The organism is Enterococcus sp. AZ101 (assembly GCF_050499005.1).
In the GTDB taxonomy this organism is placed as follows: Bacteria; Bacillota; Bacilli; order Lactobacillales; family Enterococcaceae; genus Enterococcus_L; species Enterococcus_L ureilyticus.
On the sequence record NZ_JBMHEZ010000001.1, the window covers coordinates 1355601 to 1374389 of the forward strand.

Sequence of the window (18789 nt, forward strand, 5' to 3'; positions counted from 1 at the left end):
GATCAATAGTGTATAAGAGAAAAAAGCTTAAGGGGGAGCATGTGAAAGAAAAAATAATTGTCACGGGTGCAACAGGCTTTTTAGGTCAGTACGTTATTCAAGAATTAGTTGCACAACATTATGATGTGATTGCAGTTGGTAGAAATAAAGCTCAGTTGGACTTTTTAGAGGAAGAATATACTATTACACCTTTAATGCTAGATTTAAATCATAGAAGTGAAGTTTTTAGATTGTGGCCTAAAGAGGTATCAGCGTGTCTACATTGTGCTGCGCTGTCAACAGTTTATGGACCATATGAAGATTTTTACGAAGCAAATGTAGCAGTAACAAAAAACGTAATCGAGGCTTCAATTGCCAAACAAGTAAAACGCTTGGTGTTTGTGTCATCTCCTAGTATTTACGCTAAATGCAATGACGACTTTAACATTAAAGAAGTAGATTTAACGAATAAAGCCTTCGATCCGCCGTATTTAAATAATTATATTCAAACAAAAATCGAAGCGGAAAGGCTACTTCATCACTATCAAGAAGAGATTGAACTCGTAATCGTTCGCCCTAGAGGCTTGTTTGGAATTGGTGACACCAGTATCTTTCCTAGATTGATGGCAGTCAATCAAAAAATTGGCATCCCATTATTTCGTAATGGGCAAGGCAATATCATGGACCTAACATGTGTAGAAAACGTTGCCTATGCCCTCAGACTATGTGTTGAGGCAAATGGAATAAATGGCTGCATTTTTAATATCACGAATGATGAGCCTATTTCTTTCAAACGACTGATTGATCGAATTTTTCAGCTTTTGGGTGAAGAGGTCCATTATCGTCAATTTAATGAACAGTTTATTTATAAAATTGCACATTTATTAGAAAAATTCCATTATTTATTCAAACTAAAAAAAGAACCGCTATTGACACGTTATACGGTCAGTATTTTGGCTTATAGCCAAACATTGGATATTCGTTTTGCAAAAGAGAAATTAGGGTATCAACCGATCATGACGATCGATGAAGGAATCCAAAAATATATTACGGATTATAAAATGAAACTGGATGGGTGAAAAAAATGAACTTTACAATCGTTGGGTCAGGCAGTTATTTGCCTGAAAGAGTTGTTTTATCAAATGAAATCGATCAGCAGTTTGGGCTGGAACCAGGAGAAACAAAACGAAGAACAGGCATTGCCAAACGTCATTTTTACGATGAGGGAACATCCAAATTGGCGGCAAAATCTGTCAGAGCGGCCCTAAAGGATGCACAAATGAATTACCAAGAGTTAGATATTATGATTTGTGCTTCAGGTACATTTGAACAGCCAATTCCGTGTACGGCTAGCTTGATTGCAGAGCATTTTTTAGCAGAGAATCATCAGATTCCCTGCTTTGATGTGAATGCAACCTGCTTGAGTTTTATTAGTGCTTGCGAAATCGCACAAGCTTTTATTGAAACAGGTAAATATAAAACGATTTTAGTTGTTTCAGCTGAAGCTGGGGATGATGCACTTGATCCAACTGAATTTGAAAGTAGCGCTTTGATTGGAAATGCTAGTGCCGCTTTCATTTTTTCTACGGCTGAACAACCAAAGGCACAATATGACGTAGAAGTGTTGAGTGCAAAATTCATGACATATCCCGAATATGCCCATAGTGCCGAGATCAAAGCGGGTGGGAGTGCTGATTTTATTCCTGAGCATGAACAAGACCGCTATTTTCATATGGATGGTTTTGAATTAATTAAAGCAATGCGCCGTAAATTGCCAGAATTTCTTGGCGAACTTTTATCAGAAGGCAGTACAGAAGTCTCAGAAATTGATTTTGTTGTGCCTCACCAAGCTAGTGGTCCTGGTATGAAAATTGCTGCGCGAATGGCTAAATTTTCGCACACACAAATGGTTGATATTATTGAAGAAACTGGAAATACAATTGCGGCATCAATCCCGTTTACATTCGAACATTTATTAAAACGAGAAGACCAATTTCAAGATAAGTTGGTACTTTTATTAGGAACAGGTGCGGGGATGTCAATTGGGGGACAATTATTGAAGGTGAATCGCCGATGATCCGTCATATCAACATAATAAAAACAGGATCTGCCAGACAACGGCCATTTTTGACAATGGCAGGTGGTTCTTTCCAAAAAAAAGAATACCCCATTTACTGTATTGAGCTGGAACATGAAACCAAAGGGAAAATCTTGATTGATACCGGCTATGGAACCCACTTTTTATCTCGATTAAAAAAACTGCCCCAAGCTGTTTACGGAAAATTATTCATAGAAAAAGAGCAGGAAAAAGTGGAACAACAAATGTTTTTAAAATCAGAGTATGATTGGCTATTCTTGTCCCATTTTCATCCGGATCACCTTGGCGGTATCTGTGAAGTAAACTATCGTAAACTAAAGATATCATCTGCTATTGAGCAATTAAAAAAAAAGCCGCGTATTATGCAATTACGTCAAGGTTTTTTTCGGGAATTATTACCGCAATACTTTGAGCAAATGAACTATTTTGAAGCAGCTCCGTTGATAGAACTTTTTGAGTTAAAACTGAATGCGCATGATCTTTTTGGTGATCAAAGTATTTGTGCAATTAACATGCCTGGACATGCTTTAGGACAATTTATTTTTTATCTACAAACGATTCAAGGGCCAGTATTGTTAGCAATCGATGTTGCTTGGCACTTAGAATCAATTACCGAAGGTCGGCTGCCAAATAGATTAACAAAAGTAATTGTTCATAATTTTGCTCAGATGAAACAAGATATAACCTGTTTAGCTCAGATCCATGAACAACAGCCAGAGCTGCCCATTTTCTTATCTCATTGTGAAACGTCGCTTTCTCAGCTACTTGAATGGAACCAAAAACGAGGAGGCGCAATCGTTGGATATCAAGAAATTTAAACCATTTTTGAGGACGTATATTGACCTTTCTTATCAGGATTATTTAAGCAAAAAGCGCCCAAAAAAATTTCATCATTATCAAAAGAAACGATTACAAAAACATTTAGAAAAAATTGTTCCTAAATCCCCATTTTATAGTCGTTTTGTAAATGAATCTGGTAAAATTGTTTACGATCAGTTTCCGATAATCAACAAGGACGTGATGATGAATGAATTCGATACATTGAACACGAAACGAATCTCATTAAAACAGGCGAAGCAAGTGGCTCTAAAGGCAGAAGAAAATCGAGATTTTGCACCGAAAATCGGAACGATTTCCGTTGGCCTTTCTTCTGGTACGACAGGAAACCAAGGCGTTTTTTTAGTGAGTGATCAAGAAACAATCCAATGGTCAGCAGCGATGATGAAAAAAGCGATTGATCGACGGAAATTTCGAGGAGAAACGATTGTCATTGCATTTTTCATGCGAGCCAATAATAATTTATATGAAACAATCAATCAGGGCAAAATTCGGCTGCATTTTTTTGACTTGATGAATCCTATCGATGAAAATTTAGCTAGACTTGATCAACTGAAGCCAAACGTTATTGTAGCGCAACCTTCTATGTTGCGCTTGATCGCTGCTTTTTATGGAGATCATTCATTAGAATACAAGCTAAAAGAAGTATTCAGTATTGCAGAAGTACTAGAAGAAATGGATCGAGTATACATTGAAACAAGCTTATCCTGTCGTCTAAAAGAAATTTATCAAGCAACAGAAGGATTCCTAGGCATCAGTTGTCATCATGGAACATTACACTTAAATGAGGACATTGTGTTTATTGAAAAAGAATATCTCTCTGAAACATCTAATCGATTTATTCCAATCATAACGGATTTATACCGAACCACACAACCATTGATCCGTTATCGTCATACTGATATCCTGATTGAGCGTAAAACACCATGTCCTTGTGGTAGCTCATTTATTGCACTAGAGAAAATTGAAGGCAGAGAAGATGATTGCTTTATTTTCTATGTTGAGAATGAAGCGCAGATTGTTTTTCCAGACTTCATCCGCTATGCAATAGCACGGAGTAGTGATAAAATTCTACAATTTCAATGCATTCAGCAAACAAAAGAACGTATTGATCTTAAATTAGAGTTATCATCAGCTAGTTCTGAGCAAACGATTATTCCAATCGTTATAGATCAGTTAAACAAAGTATTTCCATCAAGCTTACAGACTCGGATCAACATAAATGTAAGCATTGGTAACCTGACCAATGAGTATGGTAAGAAAATGCGGCGTGTTATCTCATACGTAAAAAGGAGTGACTAATGGATGCGTATAGTTTTAACAGGGGGGCGTTCCCCTTTGGCGCTGTTTTTTGGGCAGAAATTAAAGCAGATGGGTCATGAAATGTATATGCTGGAACACTTTAGTCCAACATTTGCCAATTATACAAATATTTTCACAAAAATTGAAGTGATTGCACCACCCGCGCAACAGTTTGAAACTTTTAGAAAAGAAGTTCTATCTTTTATAGAGAGAAATGCCATCGATCTTCTTTTACCGATAAATGAAGAAACCCTTTACTATGGATTACTTCAAGAAGAGATCCAACATAGGGGGACTAGCTTTTTGATTGGTGAACAAGAATTACTAAATACACTACACAATAAATTGACGTTTATCACTTGGTGTGAAGCGATTGGATTGTTAGTACCAAAAAGTGAGTTGTATGTGGCACAGGCTGTTGATTTTTCTAAGCAATTAGTCAAGCCTATCTATTCGCGCTTTGGTCAATCTGTGTTCTTTTCTGAAGAAGCTATTACTACGATAGATTCTGAAAACTATATCGTACAGGAAAAAATTGAAGGACAGCAAATCTGTCTCTCACTGATGCTCAAAAACGGTCAACTGATTTCTGCTTGTGCCTATGATACAAATCTAGGAATCGAAAACTTTGCCAGCATTACGTATGTACCGTTTGAGCATCCTAAATTAACGCAGATCATTGAAATTTTGAGTCAACATTTAAGCCAAAATGGTTTTTTTAGCTTTGATTTTATGTTTGATGGCACAACCTTTTATCCGATTGAATGTAACCCACGTCTAACGTTTGGTGCTGTTTTGGATAATGAACGGATCATTGCAGGCCTTTTAGATACGCCTGTCAAAGAAATAAACAAAAGGATAACGACATCTTATGGAATCAAACTGCTTTGGCTAGGTAAAATAATCACACAAAAAAACTGGCGAAAAACATATCCGACTTATCTTAAAACACAAGATGTCTTGGCGGAAGCCTTTGTTTGGCAGACCTGGCTGATGCTGCCATGGGTCTTAGCTCAATATTTTCTTAAAGCAAAAAAACAAAAATTAAGCATAACCGATTTTGTTGTACAGGATATTTCGTATCAAGTAGATAAAAATGAGGGAACGGAGGGATCGGATGAATGACGTTCGTTTGTATTCAAAAACCGATTTTTCTAAATGTCAATTGACTCAGCACCCATTATATAGTTATATTCGAACCTTTCTAACCCATGATGTTTCCAGTCTAATAGAAAACTGTAGGAATGCCACTTGCTACGCAATCGAATTTGGTAAAGAGCTTATTTTGGTTGTGGATGCACAGTTTCAGGCAGGACAAACATATCCGACATCCTTAAGAGCGCAATATTTAGATTATGCCCAAGAAGAATTAGCGTTGACTGAGATAAAAGGGCAAAAACTATTGTCAGGGGCTTTCCGACTATTAAAGACGATTGTACCTCAAAAAATAGATGAAGCCGTTTATGTAGGAAACTATTTAGTATCGACAAACCTTTTTCCAAATTTTACGCTGGAAGAAGTACAGGCAATCGAGCTTCTTTTGAATAAACATTTCCCAAATAAAACGATTGTTTATCGTTCACAAAATAGCTTTCTAAATCAAGAACTAATGGAACATCTGGATGTATTAGACTATCAACCCTTTATATCACGACAGGTTTTCATTGCACATCAAGCCCAAGTAATCAAACGCAAAAAGAGTTTCAAAAAAGACTGTAAATTGGCAAAGGACACAATGTTTGATATACGAATAGACTTTGATGTAGAAAACTATACTGAACGGATTATCGAACTATACTCGCAATTGTATATTTCAAAATACTCTAAGATCAATCCGCTGTATACAACTGTGTTTATTGAAGCGATGACAGATGCTCAAAATACTCAATTTATAGGCATTTTTGATGATGAAAAACTGATTGGAGTCACGATGAGTTGGTCTTTTGACGGCGTCTTGACCGTTCCCATTTTAGGCTATGATTTGAGTTATCCAAAGGAGGCTGGTATTTATCGATTATTAACGTATTTTACGCTCCTTCGTGTGAATGACCAGCAGATATTTCATATGAGTTCAGGAGTGGGGCCCTTTAAGCTTTCAAGAGGGGCTGAATATTTTCCAGAGTATATTTACTATAAACGGGTACCTTCAGCTAAAGGTTACACTTGTTCTTTTTGGTTATTGCAGAAGCTGAATAAGATTTTAATCCGTATAAGCAAAAAAAAAGTATTTTAACAAGAGTAAGCGGAAAAGCTGATCAAATTTCTTAAGGGTTATTGTCAGGGAATCTTTTATTTTGGTATAATTCATTCTATAGAAGTGGAGGAATGTAAGTATGATAAAAGTAGCTATCATCGGGTATGGGAACCTAGGGCGTGGGGTTGAGCGCGCAATCAAACAAAATGATGATATGGAACTGGTAGGTGTTTACACAAGAAGAACTCCGGAAAGTGTTCAAACAGAAGGCGCAAAAGCCTTTACAATGGATCAACTAACATTAAAAAAAGGGGACATTGATGTCTGTATTTTGTGCGGAGGTTCAGCAACAGACTTACCCACACAAACGCCAGAATGGACGCATTTATTCAATACCATTGACAGTTTCGATACACATGCGAAAATACCAGAACATTTTACCAAGGTGGATCAAGTCGCAAAAGAAAATCAAACGACTTCAATCATTTCGACTGGTTGGGATCCTGGTTTATTTAGCTTAAATCGTTTATATGCGCAAAGTATTTTACCAGTTGGAGAGACAAACACATTTTGGGGAAAAGGTGTTAGTCAGGGACATTCAGACGCTTTAAGACGAATCGAAGGCGTAATAGATGCTGTTCAATATACCATTCCAAATAGTGAAGTTATTAAAAAACTAAAAGCTGGAGAACAATTGACTTTAACGACTCGTGATAAACATTTTAGAGAATGTTTTGTGGTATTGGAAGTGGGTGCTGAGGAAGAAAAAATTCGTGAGGAAATCATCTCGATGCCAAATTATTTTGCTGATTATGATACAGAAGTTCATTTTATTTCACAGAGTGAACTAGACCAAGAACACAAAGCAATGCCTCATGGCGGAACGGTTCTTCACACTGGAATAACACATAAAAATACCAAACAAGTTATCGAATACAATTTGGACTTACAAAGTAACCCAGAATTTACTGCGAGTGTATTGGTAGCCTATGCGAGAGCGTGTGTTCGCTTAGCAAAAGAAAAACAATTTGGTGCATATACTGTTTTGGATATTCCGCCGAAGTATTTATCACCTCGAACAGACGAGGAATTACGGAAAGAATTATTGTAGAAATCAGCCAAAAACAGAGAATTCTTATTTATAAGATTCTCTGTTTTTTGTGTAATCGAATTAAAAATAGTTAATGCTTATCGGTTGCCTCAATCAACGTATTTAAAACGTACTCTATGTCTTCCTGTGTGCCACGAAGTTCATAATCTGCTAAAAAAGGAAAATTAAATTTTTGAGCATATTGTTTAGCAGTTAGACAATATTGATGATTAAAATTTTTATTACCACTACCGACAACTCCCAAACAATAACGAAAGTTTTCATGAAAGTCCAAATACTCTCGCATTGTGTCTGTTAAAATTTCCGTATCACCATTATCTAAGCCATTTCCTCCAACTAAATAAGTTGGAACAAAAGTGAAAAAAGAACTTTCCTCATCTTCAAAAACAGAGTTTTCATGAATTTCTTGTACGTCAATTTGTATAGCATACTGCTTAGAAGCGTATTCAGCAAGACGCTTAACAAAAGAACGCGTGTTGCCAGATATTGATATATAAAGGATCTTCAAACTTAAAACCTCCCTAAACTAAAAGTGGAGTGAACTCGTTTAGCTCTGACAGAAAAATAGGAAACGAAGAGTGAGGTGCATTTTGCCTCATTCTTATTCTAACTATAATAAAGAATAACCAAGTTTACAACTTTTTTCTAGATTAGAATGAGACAATTAGATTAAAACTTTATTTCGTCTGTTCTATTATTTATCAATCCTTATTTCCTTACATATAAAGACCCCAGGAAAATACACGGCAGCAACGATAATCTTTCTTTTGATTGCTAAAGTGATCGCTACCTATTTTGGTATTTTATAAGATTAAGTAAAACAATACTTATGATAAAATTTGAGCTTGGGATGTATGTGCTAAGCTCAAAGAATTTTTCCACTTAAAATAGAAACATACGTGCATCTTTACTTTTTCAGGATATCATGTTAAAGTTCTAGTGTTATCTCAAAAGAAGATAAACACAAAAAATTAAATAGAACCCATCACAAAGGGGAGCCCATGGCTGAGAATGAGTAACCACTCTAAACCCTTGAACCTGTTCGTTAGTACGAGCGTAGGAATTGTGATGGAGTAAATAAATTCGTTTACTCCTCCTTTGTGAATTGGTCGTTCTACAGGGAGGATTTTTTTATGCAAAGAAAAGCAGCGTTACAAATTTGGATTGAAGGAACGATAGTTGCTGCAATCGCAATGGTTTTGTCATTTATTCCAATGAACATTGGTAGTAGCTTTTCCATATCGTTAGGCATGATTCCAATCACATTATATGCTTTGCGAAGAGGAGCCAAAGCAGGATTTTTTTCTGCTTTCATTTGGGGATTACTTCATTTTCCATCAGCCCAAGTGTACTATTTAACGCCACTTCAAGTCATAATTGAATATATCTTAGCTTTTGGTTTTGCCGGTTTTGCTGGGCTTTATAGTGGGAAATTACAACAAACGATCAAAGCAGGAGACTTTAGAAAGAGCAGTCGCATTATTCTTTATGCAACATTTTTAGGTACGGCAATGCGTTATTTTTGGCATTTTCTTGCTGGAGTTATTTTCTGGGGCAGTTTTGCTTTGTGGGGGATGAATCCTTGGTTGTTTTCATTTATAATGAATGGCTTAAGCGGGTTGGCTACTGCAATTGCAACATCAGTAGTTCTGCTATTGGTGCTTAAGATCAATCCTAAGCTGTTTGTTCCTACGAGTATGTCTCGATTTGAAAAGAGCTAAAAATAAAGTTGAGTGAATAGTCCGAGCTAGAACGTGTACGTTTTGGCTCGATTTTTATTTGTCTTGACCTTATTTTCATTAAATTTTTTTATAGAGCCCGTTAGTCTATGTTACAATAAAAATAAAAAAGGATCAGGGAGTAAATGAAAAGAATTAGGTATGGGTTGTTATTTATTTGTATAGTTGGGCTTTTTTTAATTATTGGTGGCAAACATGTGTCTGCAGAATCTTATATTGAAGATCAAACTGGAAAAATCAATCAAGAAACTAAAGAGTATGTTTCTAACTTAAATCAAGAAAAATTTTCAGTTCTAGATGGTAAGCCGGAATATGGTGTTGTCATCACTCATGATGTGGAACCTCAAGGAAATAGCCTGGAATTACATTTAGGCAATAAATTTAGAAATTTTGATTTTCAAACTAGAAATGCTCCTGTAAATAGTCTTCTCATCTTTGTTTTAGCGCAAGACGAGGTATACTTTGCGCATGGTGAAAAACTTACTTCAATATTTGAGCCGTTGAATGAAGATGAAAAACTGAAACATCAATTATTAGAATTGATCAAAGCAGATAACTATAACGAAGCAGTCATCGAAGCAAGTGATCGTGTCTACGCCGATGTAAAAAAAGCTTATGCGGAAAAGGGACTAGCAAAAATCACGCAAGACAGTGATAAAATCAGAGCAGATAAAAAAAAGCAAAAAGAATTTGCGAACATGAAACGGATCATCATAGTGGCCGCAGTGGTTTTTCTTATTGGGATGGCGTATATCATCTATTTGCGCTACAAGAACAACGGTGTGAAAAGACAGTTTTACTTACACAAGATACTGCCCAATAGATTAGTGAAAGATGCACTGTTTAATCAAAAAGACTTTGATCATTGGTTAAAAAGCAGTCGGAATGTTTATAATAGATATTCTAATAAAAATGAAGCGCTCAGAGCGTTAAAATACTATTGTATGTATTATTTTTTTCCAAAAAAAATCAATCAGTTAGGAACTATCTCTGATCAACGAAAGAACATACTAAAAAGGATGATAACAAATCAAGAGATTGGAGACAATCTTTTTGCTAATTATTTTGAAAATGAACAATTTACCTTCCTGATGTTTAACTTAATGATAACAGATGCTCAAAAAGTATCAGACGCTTATGCTGAGAACCTTCTTAGTCGTTTAAGTCAGTTTGTTTCTGAATATGATATCGATGACGAGGTCTTAGAATCAAAGTGTTCGCTGATACCAAAATATAAACTGAGTCTGTATGAAGAAGCAAAAGAGGTCATAGTAAAAAAACAAGAACAAGCAGACTATTTAGTTGAAAATATGATTGCAAATAAGAGTTATGAGCAGTTGTTAAATGGATTGCCTGAGGAACTGGAAAAGGTGACGTCTAGTTGTTTAAAAGTAGCTATTTTCAACGTTGATTTAGAACAGGTTTATGAATTGAAACCAATTTATAAAGAGATCATTGAAAATGATTTTTCGGATGAAGATCTAGCGGAAACGATATTTAGTATCAGAATAGGTTATGCAACGAATCGTACGTCAATACTTAAATTGCAAGAGGTTGTAAAATCAGTCATTATTAACATGCAGGATACAATCAAAGACAGGAATAAAAGACAGACAACAGTTGTTCGATTTGATTTTGGGGAGAGGGATGTAAAAACCACTTTTCGTCCGAAGAGTAAGAATCGTTTTTTTGATTGAGAAGAGTTCATAGCGTTAGTTAAATTACCTTAAAGTCTTACGTAATGAAAAATTGTAGCGATTATCCAGCCTAGTTGGATAATCGCTACAATTTTTGCTGTACTTGAATATATTCTATGATGAAAATCAATTAATTTTACTCAACTTATCTAACTCTTGTATTTCATTCCATGTTTTGTCCATTAAATCGATTGATAAAGCATCCAATGTGGTGAAACGGTTTGATGGATAATTGGAACAAACACTAAAAAGGTTCCAATCACAATGGTTAGGCATAACATCAAGTGATTTTTTATAAAATTTTTCATTAACTATTCCTCCTGCAACTAAGATTTAAGCCTAACTTTGCATTACTCGCTTAAATGATACCTTAGAAGTTGCTTCTACCAAATAATAAGGCTGGTTACTAGTTAGAAAATAAAAACAGAGTAGACAAATCTACTCTGTAAAAATCAAGTTTATTCGTTCCCTTTTACATCTGCATCCAAGTTGGTTCTAGAGAGTTGCCATCAGGATCTTGTACTTCAAGACCAAACATTTGATCGTCTGGAATCCCCATATCAACTTTGTAAAAGTCACCGCCGTTGGCCTTTGCAGTTTCACCAAATTTTTTCACCGCTTCAGCACTATCCAAACTAAAAGCGATCAATGTAGCACTAGTTGTTTTAGTATCTGCAATTGTTTTATCCTTAATAAACTTACTGTAAAACGCATGATTTAAGAGCATGATCCAAAAGTTATCATCCCACACCATCGAACTTGTTTCGTCTGTAGAAAAGTCTTGATTCTTTTTAAACCCTAATTTTTCATAAAACTCAGTAGAACGTTTTACGTCAGTGACTGGGAAATTTACAAAAACCATTGTTGCCATAAGATCCAACCTTCTCTCATTTTTTGTTGATTACGACTAGAGCATCTCATGTGTTTATTTTTTTGTCAAAAATAACGGATTAAATGAAAACTGTTATTTAAATCGATGGCATAGGCTTTCTTTTTTTATAAATCTTCATTTATTTCCAATTTAATCACAAAAATAGTTGACTTTTTGTTTGCGAAATAGAATGATAAGGTAGGGAGTAAAAATTGTAGAAATAGGAGATAAACATGAAAAGTTGTCAGTCATGTCAGCATGAAAATTACGAGGATGCAGTCTATTGTGAAAACTGTGGACTACAATTTGAAGTAAGCCAAAAAGTAGAAGAGGACAGCAAAATAGTTTGTTCATGTGGTTCATTGATAGAAGAAGAGGCTCGATTTTGTCCTGCCTGTGGTGAATCAGTATCGCACACAAATTCACTGCAATCAGAAGGAAGTAAAACGAGTAAGAATAAAGTGCGAATGAAAAAAAGTCAAAGAGTTTTCTTAGCAATCATTGCAATCCTTTTCTGTTTAGTTATAGGAAGCTATTTTACAGCAAAAAATTATTACAGTAAAGAGAACCAGCTAAAACGAATGATAGAGATCGTGAGGAATAAAGATATCAATCAGATGGAAAAATTGACCGTTTCAACAGATCCTAATTATCAAATAACAAAAAATGAATTAAAAAGATATTTCGCTTATTATGAACACAACGAGCATAAAGAAGCCTTTTCTAAATTAATTCTGCAGTTAGAAACTGGGGATAAGCAGACAGGTGAGTTATCATTATTAAGAAGTGGCAGGAAGTTTTTGCTTTTTGATGCCTATCAATGGGAACTAAAACCTGGGTATATCACCATTACAGCAAACCAGAAGGATATGCAGTTATTTTTGGATGACCAAGAAAAAGAACGAACCGATCAGGATCTATTTCAGACAGTCTGGGGCCCCTTAACGCCGACAGAATATACTATCAAGGGAGAATTATTAGGTGAGCAAAGTGAAACAACAGTTGATTTAATTCAAGCTCACCATACTGGCTTAATTAAAATGAATCAAGTTGATCTTGACTTTCGCAAGCTTTCATTTAAAGTAAAAACCAATATCTCTGATGCAGAAGTGTTTATCAATGACAAAAAAATTGGTCAACTTTCTAATGGGGAATATGAAGTAAAAAATCAAATTTGGAATCAGGGAATGACTGTTCGATTAAAAAAAACATTAGCAGATAAAAGCATTATCGAAACAAAACAACACACGATTGATGGGCTATCTTTTGAAGCTAGCGAATATGATCCCGAATCGTATGCATCGATCATTGAGCTGGATTTCTCAGGAATCAAAGGAAAATCAGAGGTTGAAGCCTTTTTGTCCCATTTCTATGGAGACGTCTCTAGTTATACAGGATCTTATTCAACGTATGATGAAACAACCAAGCAAACATTTTCTACTTACTTTACAGATACTAAAAGCAATGTTGAGTACCAAGACTTTGATACATTCATTCAATCTGTGCGTGATAGTAAAAGCAAGAGTTCAGTAAGTGGAACTCCTACGGTGGAATCTGTTAAAATGAATGGTAAAGATTGTTATGATGTGCAATACTTGATCAAGTATAAGACCCATTACAAAGAGTATAAACAAAACGATGTGACACAAATTTTTCGCTATCAAAAGGCAACGCTGAGGTATAATGACACAGAAAAGCAGTTCAATATTCAAAGTTCAGGCGGAAAAGAAAACTTTGAAATCGTTGATAATGGTGGAATTGAATGAACAGATTAACGATTTATTAGTACGACTTACAGGCTATTTTTGTCAGCTTTTGTGTAAAGCGTTTAATTTTAGGAGGGACAATTATCAATCATAAAAAGACGATTATCAGTGCAGTAGTCATTTTATTAGTGATTATTGGCATTAGTTTAGCGGTGATTTTATTGTTTAGTCAAAAAGAAGGAACAAATCATCAAGAAAGCTCTTTAACTAAAACGATTGAAGAAACAACGAATACAACTAAAGAAAGTAAAATTATTCTTGAAAATAATCAAGATAAAGTAATTGAAGAAATGATCGCTTCGATGAGTGTGGAAGAAAAAGTTGGACAATTATTTTTAGCTCGTGTCCCAATGGAAGACCAGTTGGAAAACATTCAAAATTATCATTTAGGTGGTTATCTTTTATTTGGTCGAGATATGGAGACTGAAACGCCAGTATCATTAAAAGAAAAAATTGCTTCTTACCAATCTGTAAGTAAACTCCCACTATTTATAGCTTCTGACGAAGAAGGTGGAACAGTTTCACGTTTAAGTGGAGGAATCGATTTAATTCCGGAGGCGTTTAAATCACCCCAAGAAATCTACCAACAAGCAGGTTGGGAAGGGATTCGTTCAGAAATTCAGAAGAAAGCAGAAGTTTTACACTCATATGGTATTCAAGGTGGCTTGTTTCCAGATGCTGATGTAGCAACTGATCCCCAAGCCTTTATTTATGATCGAACTTTAGGGTTGGATGCCCAACAAACAAGTGAATATGTAAGAATTAGTGTAGAAGAATTAAAAAAGGGAAAATTAGTATCAACGTTAAAGCATTTTCCAGGTTATGGGAATAATCGTGATTCTCATATAGAAATCGTCTATGATGATCGTACGTTGGAAGAATTAAGAACAAATGACTTTTTACCATTTAAAGCAGGTATTGCTGCGGGTGCGGATAGTGTTCTTGTTTCTCATAATATCATTACGAGTATTGATGCAACTATGCCAGCATCAATTTCTCAGCCTATTCATGACATTTTGCGAAATGAGTTAGGTTTTCAAGGTGTGATCATGACAGATGATATGGATATGGCAGGTTTAGCTAATTTTATTTCTCAAGAAGAAGCGGGTTTAGCTGCTTTAAAGGCAGGGAATGATTTGATTTTATCTTCTTCGTTTCAAGAACAAATCCCTTTTGTTTTACAAGGAATCGAACAAGGTACTTATACGATGAAAGAGCTGGATCAGTCCATTTATCGAGTATTAAAAATGAAAATGGAGATAGGATTAATAAAAGGGTAGAGGTGTAAAAAATGAATAATTGTAATCGTTGCGGAAAAGAAGTTAAAAAGGAAGCTAAGTTTTGTCCAGCCTGTGGTCAAAGCCAAATAACAGAATCTGGTGTAACAAAGTCTGGAGAAACAGTGTTGGAAAAAAGCGTTCAATTACAACAAAATCTAAATGAACAATTAAAAAAGAATCAAACTGTTCAACAGCTAAAAAAAGAGAGCAAAAATTATTTCCGTTGGTTAAATGCCCAGATAAAAGGGGAAAACACGGTACAAATAAAAACAATACCAATTTTTGGCGTAGTTAATTTTTTATTATTGATTGTTCTTAATAGTATTGCGATCAGTCGAAGTGTTGCTGAAATTCGTTATTCTAAAGAAATAGTATTGTTGTTAACTGCTTATTTTTTTGTTTTTATCTTACTCTTTTTCCTAATAATGAATAAGCTCCTGAAAAAGGATGTATCGTTCCTAACTGCGTTTGGGTGGCTTTTTAGTCCAGCAAGTTTGGCGGTATATGTTAGTCTATTTTCAGTGTTGATTGCTTTTCTAGTAACTAATTCTTTCCAGATTGTTGCAGGGCTATTTTTCCTATCTGCTTTAATCGTCAGTTTATCTTTTACAGATAATATTTGGAAAAGAGAGGGAGCTTTGGGACGATTTAGTTTGACATTGTTGTTATTATTATTTTCTTTTATCGTACTTTCTTTTTCCTGTTTATTATTAGGTGATTCGCAGTTGATTACGATTGTTCTCTTTAACTTGTTTGGATAAACGAAAATCAAGACAGCTCAGTGTAAAAAGTGAGCTGTCTTTTGTGCAGAATCATCTTAGATTAAATTTGGGTTCATTTTTTGATAGTTAGCGAGTTTATAAGCCAAATTTTTGTCATAGTCTTGGTTGAAGAAACTAAGATATAAACGATCAAAGATGGACATCAAAGACATTCGAGTGGAAAAAGATGAAATTTTATTGTAATGATTTTCCATTGATGAAAAATAAAAGACACCGTCCACTTTTTCCTGTAACAATGGACTATGCAATGAGGTAATCAATAAAATTTTACACTGATTCTTTTTTAAGATTTTAAGAATTTTTTTGACACTTGAGCCACGCCCTTCGTAAGAGACTACAATGGCTAAATGATTAGGTGTGCTATTTGCAGCCGTTAGGTTTTGCCGATAATCATCAATTGGTACATTGATGTTGCGACCGATTTCCTGCATTTGAAATTGAAAATTTTGAGCAAAGTAAATATTTGCTGATGATGCATAGATATCGACAATATTTGCTTCTTCAAGTAAAGCGCTACTAAGTGCTAACATCTCAACATCATTGGTATCAATTGTCGACTGAATAGTTTGTTCATAAACTGTTTTGAGTTTTTGGGTCATAGCATAGTGATTATCCTCAGCAGAAATGGGGTAGTCAATATCAATCATTGGCTCTGTACCGTGTTCATTCAGATAGGTAACTAGTGCAAATTTAAGATCATTCAAGCCATCAAGATCAAGTTTATTGATCAATCGGTAGATCGTCGAAATCGATACATAAGAATGTACTGCTAATTCTTTTGGAGAAAAATGGATCACTTTTTCAGGAGCATCAAGAATATAGTCAACAAGAACTTGTTCACTCGTTGTGAGTTTATCTAAATTTTTTAGTTTAAGCATAAGATTCATGGGATAGACACCTTTCAATTCAGTCTGTATAAGTGAATTATACCTGAATATGACTGAATGTGTGAATCATAAAAAGATAGCTCCGTTTTTTTGATTCAGATCTACTTCTAACAGATTAAAGTAATTCAGCTAAAGCCGTTGCTATGCCATCTTCATTGTTTGATGTTGTGACCTTATCCGCTACATCTTTTAATTCATCAACCGCATTGCCCATTGCAATCCCCAGGCCTGCGTAATTGATTAAAGAGAGATCATTATGCCCATCACCAAATGAAACGATGTGCTCTCTATGAATGCCCAGAGGCTTCAAGGTTTGCTCCAAAGCATTCGCCTTATCAATACCTTGGTCAGTGAATTCAAAGTACATCGGTGCAGAGAACATGCCGCTAACGGATTGCTTAAATGGTGCAAGTATTTCTTCCCAGTGTTCTTCTAAATATTCTGGCTGAGCAGCAACTAGGATTTTGTGTAGTGGGAAATCAACAAAAGCTGCTAAATCTTCTTTTTCACACAACTGGAAATTACCGCCACGTGATTCATATTCAATAATATTAAATAGCCCGTCAGTAGCCCCTAAGTCTAACATGCCGTCGAACACATTATTGACGTACATATATTCATCTTTAGCAATCATCGGCTTTACATCGAATGATTTTAGATGCTCTAAAATTTTCTTGCTATTTTCGATTGAAAGAGGTTGACTAAAAAGTTCTTTTTGGCTACAGACATCAAGAACGTGAGCGCCATTATAGGATACAATCATCCCGTCGTATTGGTTCATTTGCAGTTCATCCACGTATTTTAACATTCCAGGAGTAGGTCGACCAGAAGCTAAGATGACTTTGATTCCCTTTTCTTGAGCCTTGATCAACGCTTCTTTCGTTTTTTTCATCAATTTTTTGTCATCATTTAAGAGTGTGCCATCAATATCTAGTACAATTGCTTTTATGTCCATTTTATTTCCTCCAATAAGCATCGATTATATAGTTTTAAATTGTTAATTCTAGACGATTTCCTTCAGGATCGGCAACGACCGATTCATAATAGCCATCACCAGTTGTACGAGCAGGGCTTAATAGTTCATATCCTTCCGTAACCAAGATATTGGTTAGATTATCAACACTATCTTTGCTCCCTAAAGAGATTGCTAAATGAGCAAATCCTAAACCCTCATTCTCAGAAAGGTGTTGAACAACATCATCTCTTCTCATGATTTCAAGTCTTGCACCATCCGTAAATGTCAGAAAATAGGATTGAAAGCTCGTTTTTTTATTATGATAAAGAGCTGAAGAGTGCGCATTAAAATAGGTTTCATAAAACGTCCGCATCTTCTCCAAGTCAGCTACCCATAAGCCAATATGTTCAATTTTCATTGTAAAGTCTCCTTTAATCGTTAGTTGTGAGTATAGTATATAGGAAAACGAAATCAAAAAGCAGACTTTCTAGAAGGTTGAAAGAATCTTCTCAAGATTGCTCGTTCTTAAAGACTAAATATGATAATTTTCATTCAAGATTTTTTGATAATTCCTCATTGATGGCTCTATCTAAAGTTTCAAGAATCGTGAATACAGAATTAGTCAGAGGGACAAGATCTTTTTTTGAAACGATTGCCATAGAAAGTTGCATTAAATAAATATCACCTGACCATGTTTCTTTATGTAAGGTCAAATAGTTAATCAAGGACTGCCGGTAAGCTGCTTTTTGATTGGTTAAGATTAAATCGAAAACGTCAGGAATAACAGAGATAGTAAAGTCAGGAACCAACTGCTTTTTTTTGTAGAACGCTTCGACTTTTTTAACCGTTTCAGCGACTGTTTTAGGATTTGAAAAAATCAAGTGTTTTTGATGAGGATTCGTTGTAATGTGTTCGAGTAATGGATGCTCTACACGAATAATTGGCACACCTTTGATCGATTCCTGTTGAATCAAGTTGGAATACATAGTGCAAGTAATAATGACGTTGCAGACATTTTTTATTATTTTACCTTCAATAAATTGAGTGAGTCTTTCTTTTGTGATGATCTCAAAAAAATCTGTCATGACATAATGCTCTAAAATAACATTTTCTTTATCTTGAAATAGTTGAGTCAAATAGGGGATGTTAGAAGAATGAGCGTGAATACAAATTATTATTTTCAAGTGTTTACCTCCCAGCGAATAATCATAAATAATAGCTACTATACTTCATAGTATACGTTACTTTCTTCATTTTAGTAGTTTCTTTTAGAATAGAGAACCAAGCATTG

General features: G+C 35.1%; 19 protein-coding genes and 1 riboswitch. Of the genes, 12 read left to right on the forward strand and 7 right to left on the reverse strand.

The annotated features are described in order from the left end of the window. Positions 1-41 precede the first annotated feature (41 nt). From IGJ50_RS06475 to IGJ50_RS06505, 7 genes are all read left to right on the forward strand, one after another. Positions 42-1058 (forward strand): NAD-dependent epimerase/dehydratase family protein, encoded by a 1017-nt coding sequence (locus IGJ50_RS06475; protein ID WP_429949519.1) that lies wholly within the window; start codon positions 42-44, stop codon positions 1056-1058. 5 nt (positions 1059-1063) lie between these two features. Continuing rightward, positions 1064-2056, forward strand: coding sequence for a 3-oxoacyl-[acyl-carrier-protein] synthase III C-terminal domain-containing protein (locus IGJ50_RS06480; protein WP_069639933.1), 993 nt, complete (start codon positions 1064-1066; stop codon positions 2054-2056). Then, the gene (locus IGJ50_RS06485) at positions 2053-2895 is read left to right on the forward strand and encodes an MBL fold metallo-hydrolase (protein WP_429949521.1); all 843 of its coding nucleotides are present in this window, start codon (positions 2053-2055) and stop codon (positions 2893-2895) included. Before IGJ50_RS06480 ends, IGJ50_RS06485 begins: the two co-directional genes overlap by 4 nt. Further along, positions 2876-4216, forward strand: coding sequence for a F390 synthetase-related protein (locus IGJ50_RS06490; RefSeq protein ID WP_429949523.1), 1341 nt, complete (start codon positions 2876-2878; stop codon positions 4214-4216). Before IGJ50_RS06485 ends, IGJ50_RS06490 begins: the two co-directional genes overlap by 20 nt. Before the next feature lie 3 nt (positions 4217-4219). Next, on the forward strand, positions 4220-5341 hold the full coding sequence (locus tag IGJ50_RS06495) for an ATP-grasp domain-containing protein (protein ID WP_069639935.1): 1122 nt from the start codon (positions 4220-4222) through the stop codon (positions 5339-5341). After that, complete coding sequence (locus IGJ50_RS06500) at positions 5334-6449, forward strand: hypothetical protein (RefSeq protein WP_429949525.1); 1116 nt, start codon at positions 5334-5336, stop codon at positions 6447-6449. The genes IGJ50_RS06495 and IGJ50_RS06500 overlap by 8 nt, the downstream gene beginning before the upstream one ends. A gap of 100 nt (positions 6450-6549) precedes the next feature. Then, entirely contained in the window at positions 6550-7521 is a 972-nt protein-coding gene (locus IGJ50_RS06505; RefSeq protein ID WP_429949526.1) for a diaminopimelate dehydrogenase, read from the forward strand. Positions 7522-7591: 70 nt separating this feature from the next. Here the strand turns inward: IGJ50_RS06505 and nrdI are convergent, their stop codons facing one another. Continuing rightward, positions 7592-8029 (reverse strand): class Ib ribonucleoside-diphosphate reductase assembly flavoprotein NrdI, encoded by a 438-nt coding sequence (nrdI, locus tag IGJ50_RS06510; RefSeq protein WP_429949528.1) that lies wholly within the window; start codon positions 8027-8029, stop codon positions 7592-7594. Positions 8030-8502: 473 nt separating this feature from the next. Continuing rightward, positions 8503-8601, forward strand: a riboswitch (TPP riboswitch). Between the two features lie 53 nt (positions 8602-8654). Between nrdI and thiT the strand changes: the two genes are divergently transcribed. Together thiT and IGJ50_RS06520 are read left to right on the forward strand one after the other, a co-directional pair. Continuing rightward, a complete protein-coding gene (thiT, locus tag IGJ50_RS06515; protein WP_069639939.1) occupies positions 8655-9242 on the forward strand; it encodes an energy-coupled thiamine transporter ThiT in 588 nt (195 codons plus the stop codon). 143 nt (positions 9243-9385) lie between these two features. Beyond that, positions 9386-10957, forward strand: coding sequence for a hypothetical protein (locus IGJ50_RS06520; protein ID WP_429949530.1), 1572 nt, complete (start codon positions 9386-9388; stop codon positions 10955-10957). A gap of 182 nt (positions 10958-11139) precedes the next feature. Here IGJ50_RS06520 and IGJ50_RS06525 read toward each other — a convergent pair whose 3' ends face one another. Next, positions 11140-11265 (reverse strand): hypothetical protein, encoded by a 126-nt coding sequence (locus tag IGJ50_RS06525; RefSeq protein WP_429949532.1) that lies wholly within the window; start codon positions 11263-11265, stop codon positions 11140-11142. A 164-nt stretch (positions 11266-11429) separates the two neighbouring features. After that, complete coding sequence (locus tag IGJ50_RS06530) at positions 11430-11828, reverse strand: VOC family protein (protein ID WP_207121331.1); 399 nt, start codon at positions 11826-11828, stop codon at positions 11430-11432. Between the two features lie 233 nt (positions 11829-12061). Here IGJ50_RS06530 and IGJ50_RS06535 point away from each other — a divergent pair, with 233 nt between their 5' ends. From IGJ50_RS06535 to IGJ50_RS06545, 3 genes are all read left to right on the forward strand, one after another. After that, positions 12062-13594: a zinc ribbon domain-containing protein gene (locus tag IGJ50_RS06535; protein WP_429949534.1), complete on the forward strand. Its 1533-nt coding sequence runs from the start codon at positions 12062-12064 to the stop codon at positions 13592-13594. Between the two features lie 128 nt (positions 13595-13722). Beyond that, complete coding sequence (locus tag IGJ50_RS06540) at positions 13723-14874, forward strand: glycoside hydrolase family 3 protein (protein ID WP_429949536.1); 1152 nt, start codon at positions 13723-13725, stop codon at positions 14872-14874. 11 nt (positions 14875-14885) lie between these two features. Further along, on the forward strand, positions 14886-15635 hold the full coding sequence (locus IGJ50_RS06545) for a zinc-ribbon domain-containing protein (protein WP_429949537.1): 750 nt from the start codon (positions 14886-14888) through the stop codon (positions 15633-15635). Positions 15636-15691: 56 nt separating this feature from the next. On the opposite strand, the gene IGJ50_RS06550 is transcribed toward IGJ50_RS06545, so the two are convergent. The 4 genes from IGJ50_RS06550 to IGJ50_RS06565 form a co-directional block, all read right to left on the reverse strand. After that, positions 15692-16543: a MurR/RpiR family transcriptional regulator gene (locus IGJ50_RS06550; protein WP_069639945.1), complete on the reverse strand. Its 852-nt coding sequence runs from the start codon at positions 16541-16543 to the stop codon at positions 15692-15694. Between the two features lie 115 nt (positions 16544-16658). Then, on the reverse strand, positions 16659-17498 hold the full coding sequence (locus tag IGJ50_RS06555) for a Cof-type HAD-IIB family hydrolase (protein WP_429949539.1): 840 nt from the start codon (positions 17496-17498) through the stop codon (positions 16659-16661). Positions 17499-17532: 34 nt separating this feature from the next. Beyond that, positions 17533-17916 (reverse strand): VOC family protein, encoded by a 384-nt coding sequence (locus IGJ50_RS06560; RefSeq protein WP_429949541.1) that lies wholly within the window; start codon positions 17914-17916, stop codon positions 17533-17535. Positions 17917-18046: 130 nt separating this feature from the next. Next, positions 18047-18682, reverse strand: coding sequence for a hypothetical protein (locus IGJ50_RS06565; protein ID WP_429949543.1), 636 nt, complete (start codon positions 18680-18682; stop codon positions 18047-18049). Positions 18683-18789 lie beyond the last annotated feature (107 nt).

Coding starts and splice junctions, on each gene's coding strand:
- IGJ50_RS06480 (WP_069639933.1), top strand. CDS start 1,064: ATGAACTTTACAATCGTTGGGTCAGGCAGTTATTTGCCTGAAAGAGTT.
- IGJ50_RS06485 (WP_429949521.1), top strand. CDS start 2,053: ATGATCCGTCATATCAACATAATAAAAACAGGATCTGCCAGACAACGG.
- IGJ50_RS06495 (WP_069639935.1), top strand. CDS start 4,220: ATGCGTATAGTTTTAACAGGGGGGCGTTCCCCTTTGGCGCTGTTTTTT.
- IGJ50_RS06500 (WP_429949525.1), top strand. CDS start 5,334: ATGAATGACGTTCGTTTGTATTCAAAAACCGATTTTTCTAAATGTCAA.
- IGJ50_RS06505 (WP_429949526.1), top strand. CDS start 6,550: ATGATAAAAGTAGCTATCATCGGGTATGGGAACCTAGGGCGTGGGGTT.
- thiT (WP_069639939.1), top strand. CDS start 8,655: ATGCAAAGAAAAGCAGCGTTACAAATTTGGATTGAAGGAACGATAGTT.
- IGJ50_RS06520 (WP_429949530.1), top strand. CDS start 9,386: ATGAAAAGAATTAGGTATGGGTTGTTATTTATTTGTATAGTTGGGCTT.
- IGJ50_RS06525 (WP_429949532.1), bottom strand. CDS start 11,265: ATGAAAAATTTTATAAAAAATCACTTGATGTTATGCCTAACCATTGTG.
- IGJ50_RS06530 (WP_207121331.1), bottom strand. CDS start 11,828: ATGGCAACAATGGTTTTTGTAAATTTCCCAGTCACTGACGTAAAACGT.
- IGJ50_RS06535 (WP_429949534.1), top strand. CDS start 12,062: ATGAAAAGTTGTCAGTCATGTCAGCATGAAAATTACGAGGATGCAGTC.
- IGJ50_RS06545 (WP_429949537.1), top strand. CDS start 14,886: ATGAATAATTGTAATCGTTGCGGAAAAGAAGTTAAAAAGGAAGCTAAG.
- IGJ50_RS06550 (WP_069639945.1), bottom strand. CDS start 16,543: ATGAATCTTATGCTTAAACTAAAAAATTTAGATAAACTCACAACGAGT.
- IGJ50_RS06555 (WP_429949539.1), bottom strand. CDS start 17,498: ATGGACATAAAAGCAATTGTACTAGATATTGATGGCACACTCTTAAAT.
- IGJ50_RS06560 (WP_429949541.1), bottom strand. CDS start 17,916: ATGAAAATTGAACATATTGGCTTATGGGTAGCTGACTTGGAGAAGATG.